This window comes from Pelotomaculum sp. PtaB.Bin117 (genome assembly GCF_002067195.1).
GTDB lineage: Bacteria > Bacillota > Desulfotomaculia > Desulfotomaculales > Pelotomaculaceae > Pelotomaculum_D > Pelotomaculum_D terephthalicicum.
Genome location: NZ_MVQM01000140.1, coordinates 1 through 11,844, shown reverse-complemented (window position 1 = coordinate 11,844; position 11,844 = coordinate 1). Strand labels below are relative to the sequence as shown.

Genomic DNA, 11,844 nt, shown 5'->3' with positions numbered 1-11,844 from the left:
GGCAGGTTACCTTGCTTCTTTTCATGCGCCCGAAGCAGCAGCCTCGTTATTTTACCGGTATGGCTATCCTGGTCAAAAGCTCGCTCTCAGGCACATCATTTGGTGAGTTAAAGTAAAACTCGTAGTACACGCCTTTCTGTTCATAGCCGTTTTCTTCCATCCATTTAAACATCTCGTTGTATGGCTGCTCCATTTGACTGTATGCGCCTTTATACATGGCGGACACATATTTGCCCTGGGGGATTTCACCTGATCTGATGGCTCCTTTTGCAGACAACAATTTTGCGACGGGAAAGCCCATTTCCACGTCTAAATCCTTCATGTCCATGTTGTAATAGGCCGCGTACGGCGCGTCTGCCGGCTGCTCGCCGAGTTCGGCCAGATACCGCATGATTTTTTCATAGGATTCGCCAATTACTTTGGGCAAGTTTTCTACCGCCGTTCTTGTTCTGATAAACAACACGGGTTGTGACTTCTGCTCGTTTAATTCAATTTTCAATCCCATCATCATTTCCTCACTTTTCTTTAAGTAATTTGGTTGGCCGTCAATGAACCATATGACGATAAATCGTTTTTAACAGTATACCAAACATCAGTTCTGGAGTAAAGGGCTTTACCGATTGTTTACTGATTAAAGATTAAGATTAATAGTCTTTGATTTAATTTCCCCTAAGGGCGGTAATGGTATTATTGCTTAATTTAAGGACGAATATTAAATGAATTAGATTTTTAGGGTGGGGATTGCCGATATGCCGGCTGATGTTTCCTGGGTATATTTGCCAGACTATAATAGAGACAGACTATGAAGGAAGTTTGTTGCAAGAAATAGAATTATAAAACGTTTCAGGATGAACTATGGCTAGAGGATAAAATACAATGGCTAAAAAAGTGTTGATGAAACTTAATCAGGTAACCAGGAACTATGTGATGGGCGAGGTGACCGTTCAGGCATTAAGAGAAACCTCTCTGTTCATATATGAGGGCGAGTTGCTGGTTATCCTGGGTCCCAGCGGTTCCGGCAAGAGCACCCTGCTGAACATTATCGGCGGCATGGACTTGCCGTCGAGCGGCCTGTTATGTTTCGGTGAAGAAGACTTGAGCCGGGCCGGAGACAGCAAACTAACCCAATTTCGACGCTGCGAGTTGGGTTTTGTTTTTCAGCACTACAATCTTATTCCGGACCTGACAGCCAGGGAAAACGTGGAACTGGCGGCCGAGCTGGTGGACAAGCCGCTGCCCACGGAAGAAGTGTTAAAAGAGGTCGGCTTAGATGCCAGAATGGACCACTTTCCCTCCCAGCTGAGCGGCGGCGAGCAGCAGCGGGTGGCGATCGCCCGGGCGGCGGTCAAAAGCCCCCGCCTGCTGCTCTGCGACGAGCCCACCGGCGCGCTGGACTACCAGACGGGCAAACTGATCCTGAGCTTGCTGGCCAAAATTAACCGGGAGCGGAACAGCACGGTGGTGATAGTCACGCACAACACTCCCATCAGCGCCATGGGGCACCGGGTTGTACGCATGAGCAGCGGCAATATTGTGGAAATAACGGAGAATCAATCCCCGGTATCACCCGAAAGGATTGAGTGGTAATGAGCGTCTTAACCAGGAAACTGTGGCGCACCATCCGGAATACCAAAGGTCAGTTCCTGGCGGTGGCGGCTGTGGTGATGGTTGGCATATGCGTTTATATTTCGATGTCCACCGCCTACTACAATATGAGCAGATCTCAGGAGTCGTTTTACGAAGAAACCAACTTTGCCGATTACTACTTTCAGGTGATCAGGGCGCCCCTGCAAATAATCAGGCAGATTGAGGCGATACCCGGGGTGAGCAAAGTCACCGGGCGGATTCAGAAGGATGTGCCGGTACTGAAAGATGAGCGTCAAAGAGCAACCGCCCGTTTAATCAGTTATCCCCTGCCCATGGAAAACGAGGTTAACCGTCTTTATTTGCTCAGCGGGCGGCTTTTTGAAAAATACCCCCAGAGCGGTGGCGTGGAAATTCTTACAGATCCGCAGTATGCCAAAGCCAATGGACTATCCTTCAACAGCATAGTTAATATTGTGGCGGAAGGTAAACAAGTTCCGCTGACTGTGGTGGGCGCCGCCACCAGCCCCGAATTTGTTATTGCTATGAAAGACGCGGCCACGCTGCTGCCGGATCCCAAGACCTTCGGCATCATCATGCTGCCCCAGAATCAGGCGGAACAAATTCTGAATTTTTCCGGGCAGATAAACCAGGTGGTGGTGTCACTGGCTCCCGGAGCGGACGAAAAAAAGATCGCTGAGCAGATTAAGAATATCCTGCAGTCCTACGGCAATCTGTGCAGCTATCCCCGTAAAGACCAGTTAAGCCATAACGTGCTGCAGAGTGAGATTAACAACCTGCGCACCCTGTCCCGCTTCATGCCGGCGATTTTTCTGGGGGTCGCCGCCGCCATCCAGTTCGTTATGCTGGGCCGGATGGTCAAGGCTCAGCGCGTGGAAATCGGCGTGATGAAAGCCCTGGGGTATGACAGCCGGCAGCTCATGCTGCACTATACCGGCTATTCCCTGTCAGTGGCTTTTCTGGGAGCCTTGCTGGGCACCTTGACGGGTATATCGCTTGCTTCGGTCCTTTCCCAGACATACACTATTTATTTTAACCTGCCGGAGACTATCGGCGGAATTAACTCTAAAGCAATTCTATACGGTTTCATGATTAGTATGGCGGTGAGCCTTATCGCCGGTTTGACCGCGTCCCGGGGGGTAGTCGCCATCAATCCGGCCGAATCCATGCGGCCTGAACCGCCCCGGGGAACCGGCAAAATAATCATCGAGCGTTGGACCTGGCTTTGGCGCAGGCTGGACGCGACCTGGAAGATGAGTCTGAGGAGCGTCTGCCGCAAGTGGGGCCGGTTCGCGGTAACTCTTATGGGTGTCATTTTTGCCGTGGGTTTGCTGGTGCTGTCTATCTTCTCCAACGATTCAGTTAATTATATGATTGACCAACACTTCTATAAGGAACAGCATTACGACTTTTTAGTCCGCTTCGGCACACCGGTAAAGGAATATGAACTTTTAAACCTGGCGCGCCTTGATGGTGTCATAAGAACGGAACCTCTCTTTGATATACCGGTAAAACTACATTTTAACGGGCGTTCCGAAGACGATGTGCTGCAGGGACTGCCATCGGAGCTAACTCTGAAAGAACTGACCGGCGAAAACGGAAAGCCGTTGTATTTACCGGAAGAAGGCATTCTCATCAGCCAGAGGACGGCATCCAAACTCGGCGCCCGGGTCGGCGACGCAGTGGAAGTGGAAACACTCCTGGGGCTGGGGCCTTCCCGCTATGCTGATGTGAAAATTACCGGCATTAACAGCCAGCTTGTCGGAAGCGGGTCTTACATCGCCCTTGATCAAGCCAACCGGATCCTTCAGGAAAGCCGGCTTGTTTCTGGAGCCATGTTAAAGGTAGAGCCCGGTAAAACCGGACTCTTGGAAGAAGAATTAAATGACATGACCAACGTTTCCGCCATCTCCAGCCCCCGGAAGGAGCTGGACAACCTGAACCAGAACCTGGACAGTATGCTTTATACCATAACCATCATGATTATTTTTGCCGCGCTGCTGGGGTTCGCTATTGTCTATAATTCCTCGGTGATCAGCTTCGCCGAGCGCAAAAGGGAACTTGCCTCATTGCGGGTTTTAGGTTTCACCAATGGTGAGGTCTCCGGCCTGCTGCTGAAAGAAATCCTCCTGCAGTCGCTGCTGGGAGTGGCATTAGGCCTGCCGTTCGGCCGCTTTATGACCGAATGGTATGTTAGAGCGGTCAGCACCGATCTATTTACGATACCGATGGTATTTTCTCCCCAGACCTACCTGATTTCCGCCCTAGGAGGAATTGCCTTTATATTAGCCGGCCATCTGATGGTGGTAAAAGGGGTGAAAAAGCTGGATCTGGTGGATGTTTTGAAGAATAGAGATTAAATGCGCCGGTATGGTGCTTACCTACGGGCTCATGGAGTAAACAAGTGTTATAGTCTTTAGATGTCGGAGGGGTTGAGTTATGAAGCGTAAGAAAAAATTTTGCCTGGGGGCCGGAGTCCTTACCGTCCTGGTGATAGCCGTGTTGGCGGTTGCCGGGGGCGGGCAGGAGGTTGAAACAGTGCAGGCGAGTCAGGGCAATATTGTCTGTACGGTAACGGATAGCGGCTATGTGCAGCCTGCGACGAATTATGACATTCATGCCACTCAAAGCGCCAGGGTTGTTCAAGTGCCGGTGGAAACAGGCCAGCCGGTTCATCAGGGGCAAACCCTTGTCTTGCTGGAAAATTTGGACCTGGCAGCGCAAATCAGCGAGGCGCGCTCCCAACTGTCTCAATCCCAGACCACTGCCGACGGTGCCCGGGCCGCTATGGAGCGTATTCAGCTGGAACTCAACGATGCCAAACAGAATCTTGACCGTATGCAAGAACTTTTTCAGGCGGGAGCCGTCGCCAAGACGGATTATGACAAGGCCAAACTGCAGGTGGAAACAACACAGCAAAGTTTAAACGAGCAGCAATCCCTGCTGGACACCGCCCTGGCGCAGGCCGACGGTCTGAATCAGTTGCTGCAGCAATATGGTGCCAAAGAGCAGCAGTTGGTGGTAAAGAGTCCTGTCGGCGGCATGGTGTTGAACCTGCCGGTCAAGCAGGAGCAGGTAATAACCGCTGGAACTCTGCTGGTCAGTGTGGCTATTCCGGAACAATTGGAGATTAAAGCCGACATTTTAAGTGACGATCTGGCGGATGTCAAAATGGGGCAAAAAGTTACCGTCACTGCTCCGGTACTGGGTCAGAAAGTGCTGACGGGTGAAGTGAAGCAAATATATCCCCGCGCCGAGGAAAAACAGTCCGCTCTGGGTATTTTGCAGCGCCGCGTGCCGGTAATTGTTACTTTGCAGGATCAGGCCAATCTGAAATCCGGCTATGAGGTAAAAGTTGCCATTGAAACCCTGAGCCGTCAGGATATACTGACGCTGCCCCGGGAGGCGGTACGCACCACCGGAGACGGCCAGAAGGAAGTCATGGTTGTGATCAACAAAAAAGTTTACCACCGTCCCGTGCAGACTGGCATCAGCGATCAAAATAACATTGAAATTACCGGCGGCCTGTCAGCCGGAGATGAAGTTGTAAAGGATGGCAGCTTGGCGTTGAAGGAGAAGTCTAAGGTTAAGCCAGCTGTTAAGAAATCCTGACTTGCATTGCAAAATCGTCAAGCATCAGTTCAGCCGAATTGAAGCTGGCTATATTTTGCTAAACGATGAAAGCCGCATAAATTGCGGCTTTCATCATCCCTATAAACCAAGTTGCCAGCATAAGTAGGACTGTATTATTTGTAAAAAGTTTTTATTGACAACGCTTGGAAGGAAATATGGTGTGGATAATTTAAACGATAGGCTTTATATAAAGTATTAAAATAAACCGTAAGTTTTGTTTACGTCAAGGATAAATATGATCCCTTTTCCCGGTGCATCAATATGAATATGCTCTCTAATCGAAGCAACGATTGAATCTATTTGATCTTTCTTGCTTATTATCACTACCAGTTCTTTTTCCGGCTCTATCGCCATGGAGAACAGGGTATGCGTTTCATGAATCCCGGAACCTCTTGCGTTAATAATAGTTCCTCCTCTAGCGCCACCCTTATTTGCCGCCTCAATAACATCTTCGGCATTTCCTCTATCTACGATGGTAAAAATAGCCTGATACATGGTATTTCCCTCACTTTTTTTTCCTTTATTATCTTGGTATTGGTAGCTTCTGTTTCCCGGCAAGTCGGCAACAGAGATAGTAAAAGCTATACCATGATTGGGTTTATGGAAAGCTAATTCTTTATTCAGTATTGTCAGAGCTTGGTAAGCTGTTGTTTTGTCAGCGATCAATAAGACAATTTCTTTACTTGTGTCATTTAACTCCAGAAACTCTAAAAAACGGTTCTTAATTGTTCCTTTGCCTAAAAGAACTGTCCCTCCCGATACTCCGTTTTTTTTGGCAATCTTGATGGCTTTACTTCCTAAGCCGAAATTTACAATAATACAAATCAGCTCAAATTCTTTTTTATCGGGACAATTCTGTAGCTCCATCAGCTTCCATTCCTCCTTTGGCGGACTTTATTTTAAAAATAAAACCCAAGGTTTGTAAAGCAATTAATGGCGTTAAAGCTACCATTGCAATCATGCCAAATCCTTCTCTTAAAACATCTGCTCCTTCAATTGCTTCCGCCACACCTTGGGCAAAAGCCAAGATAAAAGCTGCTGTCATAGGCCCGGAAGCAACACCTCCGGAATCGAAGGCAATTCCTACAAATAGCTTTGGTACAAAATAACTCATGGCAATGGCGATTATATATCCCGGTAATAGATAATGCCATAATTGTACCTCGGTAATGATTATTCTGACCATGGACAGGGCAATTGCTGCACCAACTCCAATAGATAAAGCTACTAATACCACTTTTCTTTTGACATATCCGCTTGTAACCTCTTCTATCTGGTGAGTTAGTACGTGAACGGCGGGCTCGGCTAATATGGTTACCAAACCCAGAACAAATCCGATAATTACCACATAAGACTTGTTTTCCAGAGATGCTACGCTGTATCCTATAACACTGCCCACATCCATGAAACCTGCGTTTACACCAACTAAAAACAAGACCAGCCCTAAAAATGTATACACAAGTCCTTTTATAATTTTATGAATGGATCTTCGGGGCAGTTTAAATGATATCTTTTGAAAAACTATAAACAGGATTATGATAGGCAGCAGTGCCAAAATAATTTCGCCCGCTATTATTGGCAGTTCATGAATAAATGGTGCGATAATTGAAGCTGATTCAAAGGCGCTATATTCAAGGCTTCCTGAGATTTCATCTGTTCCAGCGATAATATTCATCACCATTACAGCTATTATAGCACCTACAGATGTAATAGCAACTAAACCGAAGCTGTCTTTTTCGGAAGCCTTACTATCCTTTTTTAATGTGGAAACACCTAAGGCAAGGGCTAAAATAAAGGGAACGGTCAGGGCACCGGTGGTGGCACCAGAAGCATCAAAAGATATGGCGAGAAATTCTGGTGAAGTAAAGATAGCTAAAACAAAAACAATTAAATATAGTATGCTTAGAAGTTTATATAAAGGTATATTATAAACTATTCTTATTAAACCCAGGGTGAGGAGTGCTGCTATACCGACAGATACAATGACAACAATGGTAAACTTTGGTATCACACCGCCTGTAACAAAATCCACTTGCCCCGCCAGGATATGCAAATCAGGTTCGGCAATGGAAATAAAAAAACCAAGAATGAGCCCGGCAACGCCTACGATCCATATTTTATTGGTTTTCGTGAGAGTTGCTCCCATTAGATTGCCAATGGGAGTGATTCCTTTGTCTACTCCAACTAAAAAAATAGATAGTCCGATAATTATGAGCAAAGCGCCGAAAAGAAATCTGATTAATTGGGGTGTTTCCAGATTAGTAAGGGTAAAATGTAATACCAAAACAATAACTGTGATGGGCAGGACGGAAAATATTACTTCTTTGAATTTCTCAAAAAGTATATTCAAATGCAACTTCCTTTCAAGTTATATTTTTTAACCTCTTTTTGCTACGTAAAAAATCTATGAAGTCTCTCACCTCTTCCAGTTCTTTTTCATCCAGCTCTTCAATTCCAGGTAAACTTACCGGTGAAACTGAAGCAGATAAAAAATTATCTGTATATCCTGCCGCCTCCATAATATCCTCGAAATTTAAATCTAGGGCATGGGCAATAGATTTCAGGACAAAGGGCGAGGGGTTTTTTCTTTCGCCGGCTTCCAGGCGGTGTATTTCAGTATGGCTTATTTTGGCAAGATTAGCCAGTTTTCGCATAGAAAGATTTTTTGTCGTTCTCTGGTCAGCAATATATTTTCCCAACATACTCATTAAAGTAATACACCTCTTTTTTTTGCTGTTAAAAAAATTATAACACGAATGTAAACGATAGGGAACAATAATTAGGTTTTTGGTGACGATGAGTTCAATAAACAATGATTTCAATGGTCAGAATAAAGAACTGTTATTATGTATATTTAAAGAAAAATGGAGGGATTTATCTTTTGTGCAGTAAATATACTTAAGTATAAAAAAGTGGTTGACCGGTTTTTTGCTGCTGACAACTACTTTTTTCATTTGGATTGGGGGTTGTTAATAATAATGATTACAATTTCCGATGTTTTCAAGAATTTTATGGTGGAACCTATTCTTGTGCATAAAAATGAGAAAATAAAATCTATTCATAAAAAGTTTATAATGCAGAAGGTGCCCATTTGTCGATGTGCTTATGTTATAGATGATTATAAACAAATTGTCGGGAGGATAACTCTAAGAAAAATTATGAATTATGTAGCTATAAAAAAAGCATTGACCGGAAATAAACCATATTCTGTAAATACACTTTTTCAATATATTTCTCCCGATTTAGTTGCAGAAAATATTATGGGGCCTGCCATTGTTGTTGACATAGATCAGTCTTTAGAAGAGGCTTTCCAATTAATGCTGGATAAAAATGTTGAGGAGGCAGCAGTGGTAGATAAGGATGGGCATGTTCTAGGCGATCTTAACATATATGAGGTTCTTAAAAAAATAGAAATAGATTAGCATGAATCCGGAGTTGATCGTCGACGGCCATCTTGAGCGTATGAAGTGAGGTTTCACCGCTTCATGCTTAATCAAGTGCCTTTTTTCCGCCACATACGATCGGTGAAAATAACAACTAATACAACAACCGCTAGTACCGCATAAACAGTAATTGTCTTCTCCTATCGTTCCTGGCAACAGCAGCCTGAATGATTTTCGCGGGGGGCCTTCCTGGGATTCCTGAAGGTATGTCTGATATAGAATAGCACGAACTATATTTATAATACAAGATACTGTAATATCTAGTTGCAGATCGGAGCAACCCGATTCAGGCAATGGGCAACTGGAGTATTACGTATCTGTTTATGTCATTGTTAAGAGACAGGGTTGATGTCTATGCAAAAAAGTGGCAAAATAAAGAGGGTAAATCTGGATAAATGTAATAAAAACTGTGGTATTACTTGTTATTACATGATAAAAATGGAAATAAAGCTTTTTATAAATTATAAAAAGCAGGTGTAATTAAATGTTTATAACTGATTTTCATATACATTCAAAATACTCAAGAGCTACAAGCAGGGATTGCGTACCTGAAGTGCTTGAATTTTGGGCGCGGCGTAAAGGGATCGGCGTTATTGGCACGGGTGATTTCACTCATCCGGCCTGGCGTGAGGAATTAAAGGAGAAGCTTGTCCCCTCGGGAGAAGGCCTTTATACCCTTAAGAATGATTTCCGCAAAGAGGATAAAGTCGCGGGAGCAGATTTTAAACCTCAATTCATTGTTTCCGGCGAGATCAGCTCAATATACAAAAAAAACGGAAGAGTAAGAAAGGTTCACAACCTGATCATACTACCCGGCCTGGAACATGCCGAATCAATATCACACCGGCTTGAGGCCATAGGCAATTTGCATTCTGACGGCAGGCCGATATTGGGCCTTGACAGCAGGGATCTGCTGGAAATAGTGCTTGATATGTGCCCGGAGGCCATATTTATACCTGCTCACATATGGACCCCGCATTTCTCACTGTACGGCGCCTATTCCGGCTTTGACGACATTATGGAGTGTTTCGGGGACCTCGCAGGCTATATCTATGCGCTGGAAACGGGCCTTTCCTCGGACCCGCCCATGAACTGGCGCCTTTCCGCGCTGGATGACTTCACGCTGGTTTCCAACTCGGATGCGCATTCCCCGGCCAATCTGGGCAGAGAAGCAAATATCTTTGATACCGTGCTTTCTTATCAGGGCGTGTTGGATGCTTTAAAAAGCCGCAGCACAAAGAAATTTCACGGCACGATGGAGTTTTTCCCGGAGGAAGGCAAATACCACTATGACGGGCACAGGGCATGCAAGGTGTGCTGGAAGCCTGCGGATACAAAAGCAGCGGGAGGCGTATGCCCTGTATGCGGCGGCAGGATCACAGTCGGAGTGCTGCACCGGGTTGAAGCCCTTGCAGACAGGGAAGAAGGGTTCGTACCACCGGCGGCAAAGCATTTTGAAAGCCTTGTTCCGCTTCATGAGGTGGTAGCCGCCTCAATAGGTTATACCGCTGCCAGTATGAAGGTAAAGAAAAAGTACGATGACCTTATTCGGAACCTCGGACCGGAGTTGTTTATACTGCGTGAGGCGCCGCTGAACGATATTGAGCTGGCGGCAGGGCCATGCATAGCTGAAGGCATCCGCAGGCTGAGGTGCGGCAAGGTTGAGATACAACCCGGATTTGACGGGGAATACGGCAGAATCAAAATAATGGATAAAAGCGAGATAGACATGCTTTCCGGCCAGTTGTGCTTTTTTAACGATATACCCAAAACTATTGAGGACATAAAGGTTTCGGCAAATGAAGCGGAACCGGCACCGGTTTTAGCAGATACCTATCCGCCTGATAACGGCGGGGACACTATTAAAACCGTTCCTTCAGGCTTTCCCTACGGGTTGAACCGAGAGCAGTGGGAAGCCGTTTCATCCGCCAGCCCGGCAATCGCGGTAATCGCCGGTCCTGGAACCGGAAAAACCAAAACACTGGTATGCCGTATCGCCTACCTTGTTGAGAAATGCGGTATAGATCCCTCGCAGGTAACCGCCGTTACTTTTACCAACAAGGCGGCAAACGAGATGCGCGTCCGTCTGGAGAAGCATTTCGGGAACAAGCGGACGGCAGGTGCAATGACAATAGGAACATTTCACTCCATATGCCTGCAAATTTTGTCCAAGTGGAGAGGCAAGAATAACAAAACTATTATTGATGAATATAATGCCGTTTCAATAATCGAAGAAATATTAAAGGACATGCAGTTGAAAATTTCTCCAAGGGATGTCATGAGAAGAATATCGCTGATTAAAAGCGGTGTTGCGCCGGCAGGAGATCAGCAAAAAACGGATGTTCCGGCAGAGGTATACGCTTTATATTGCGCACAGCTTGAACGTTACGGTGTAATGGACTATGACGATATTCTGCTTGAAGTGCTCAAGCGGTTTGAGTCTGCAAACACAGAAAGTATATCAGAGAGGAGCCTGGCAAACTCTTTCTCATACCTGCTGGTGGATGAGTTCCAGGATATAAACGGGATTCAATACCGCTTGATCAAAAAATGGGGTGAGAAAAGCGGGAGTATTTTTATTATAGGTGACCCCGACCAGTCCATTTATGGTTTCAGGGGCTCGGATTTCCGTTATTTTGAAAGGTTTAAAGCAGATTTCCCCGACCTCCGGCAAGTCCGGCTGACTTGGAATTACCGCTCAACACCCGAGATAATCATTAGTGCCGAATCGGTAATCTCAAAGAAAGCCGCGGGGGGGCGCGCCTGTTCCCTCGACGCAAAAAGGGAAAGCGGGGCAAAGGTACGTCTCATAGAAACCAAGGATGAATTTTCGGAGGCACTGTTTGTGGCAAAGGAGATAAACCGTATGGTTGGCGGTATCGATATGCTTGACACACAGACACTGTCGGCACCCCGCAGAAAAAGGCCTGCGGCAAACCAACCAAGAGGATTTTCCGATATTGTCGTATTATACCGCACCAATCGCCAGGCGGAAATTCTGGAGCAGTGCTTTTTAAAAGAGGGTATCCAGTATGTGGTCGTGGGACGGGACGAGTTTCTCGCAGATAAGTTGGTCCGTGAGGCGATGGCGTTTTTCAGGTTTTTGCTCAACCCCGGGGATATCGCTTCCCTATTGTTATACCTTAAAGCAAAAAACATATAT

9 protein-coding genes are annotated in these 11,844 nt (G+C 45.9%); 5 read left to right on the top strand and 4 right to left on the bottom strand.

The features are described from left to right. Positions 1-46: 46 nt before the first annotated feature. On the bottom strand, positions 47-505 hold the full coding sequence (locus A4E54_RS10000) for a GyrI-like domain-containing protein (RefSeq protein WP_502687938.1): 459 nt from the start codon (positions 503-505) through the stop codon (positions 47-49). Positions 506-876: 371 nt separating this feature from the next. On the opposite strand from A4E54_RS10000, the gene A4E54_RS09995 reads away from it, so the two are divergent. From A4E54_RS09995 to A4E54_RS09985, 3 genes are all read left to right on the top strand, one after another. After that, positions 877-1,587, top strand: coding sequence for an ABC transporter ATP-binding protein (locus tag A4E54_RS09995; RefSeq protein ID WP_286725977.1), 711 nt, complete (start codon positions 877-879; stop codon positions 1,585-1,587). Beyond that, positions 1,587-3,965 carry an ABC transporter permease gene (locus A4E54_RS09990; RefSeq protein WP_286725975.1) on the top strand — a complete coding sequence of 793 codons (2,379 nt, stop codon included), beginning with the start codon at positions 1,587-1,589 and terminating at the stop codon, positions 3,963-3,965. The genes A4E54_RS09995 and A4E54_RS09990 overlap by 1 nt, the downstream gene beginning before the upstream one ends. A 79-nt stretch (positions 3,966-4,044) precedes the next feature. After that, positions 4,045-5,217: an efflux RND transporter periplasmic adaptor subunit gene (locus tag A4E54_RS09985; RefSeq protein WP_286725973.1), complete on the top strand. Its 1,173-nt coding sequence runs from the start codon at positions 4,045-4,047 to the stop codon at positions 5,215-5,217. A 216-nt stretch (positions 5,218-5,433) separates the two neighbouring features. On the opposite strand, the gene A4E54_RS09980 is transcribed toward A4E54_RS09985, so the two are convergent. From A4E54_RS09980 to A4E54_RS09970, 3 genes are read right to left on the bottom strand one after another with little or no spacing between them, the layout of a single operon-like run. Next, entirely contained in the window at positions 5,434-6,105 is a 672-nt protein-coding gene (locus A4E54_RS09980; protein ID WP_240082540.1) for a P-II family nitrogen regulator, read from the bottom strand. Then, a complete protein-coding gene (locus A4E54_RS09975; RefSeq protein ID WP_240082539.1) occupies positions 6,080-7,588 on the bottom strand; it encodes a DUF1538 domain-containing protein in 1,509 nt (502 codons plus the stop codon). Before A4E54_RS09975 ends, A4E54_RS09980 begins: the two co-directional genes overlap by 26 nt. A 13-nt stretch (positions 7,589-7,601) precedes the next feature. Further along, positions 7,602-7,946 carry a helix-turn-helix domain-containing protein gene (locus A4E54_RS09970; RefSeq protein ID WP_240082538.1) on the bottom strand — a complete coding sequence of 115 codons (345 nt, stop codon included), beginning with the start codon at positions 7,944-7,946 and terminating at the stop codon, positions 7,602-7,604. A 270-nt stretch (positions 7,947-8,216) separates the two neighbouring features. Here A4E54_RS09970 and A4E54_RS09965 point away from each other — a divergent pair, with 270 nt between their 5' ends. Then, the gene (locus tag A4E54_RS09965) at positions 8,217-8,660 is read left to right on the top strand and encodes a CBS domain-containing protein (RefSeq protein ID WP_240082537.1); all 444 of its coding nucleotides are present in this window, start codon (positions 8,217-8,219) and stop codon (positions 8,658-8,660) included. Positions 8,661-9,165: 505 nt separating this feature from the next. Then, positions 9,166-11,844 (top strand): UvrD-helicase domain-containing protein (locus A4E54_RS09960; RefSeq protein ID WP_286725969.1); only part of this gene is annotated, 2,679 nt, incomplete at its 3' end.

Coding starts and splice junctions, on each gene's coding strand:
- A4E54_RS10000 (WP_502687938.1), bottom strand. CDS start 505: ATGGGATTGAAAATTGAATTAAACGAGCAGAAGTCACAACCCGTGTTG.
- A4E54_RS09995 (WP_286725977.1), top strand. CDS start 877: ATGGCTAAAAAAGTGTTGATGAAACTTAATCAGGTAACCAGGAACTAT.
- A4E54_RS09990 (WP_286725975.1), top strand. CDS start 1,587: ATGAGCGTCTTAACCAGGAAACTGTGGCGCACCATCCGGAATACCAAA.
- A4E54_RS09985 (WP_286725973.1), top strand. CDS start 4,045: ATGAAGCGTAAGAAAAAATTTTGCCTGGGGGCCGGAGTCCTTACCGTC.
- A4E54_RS09980 (WP_240082540.1), bottom strand. CDS start 6,105: ATGGAGCTACAGAATTGTCCCGATAAAAAAGAATTTGAGCTGATTTGT.
- A4E54_RS09970 (WP_240082538.1), bottom strand. CDS start 7,946: ATGAGTATGTTGGGAAAATATATTGCTGACCAGAGAACGACAAAAAAT.
- A4E54_RS09965 (WP_240082537.1), top strand. CDS start 8,217: ATGATTACAATTTCCGATGTTTTCAAGAATTTTATGGTGGAACCTATT.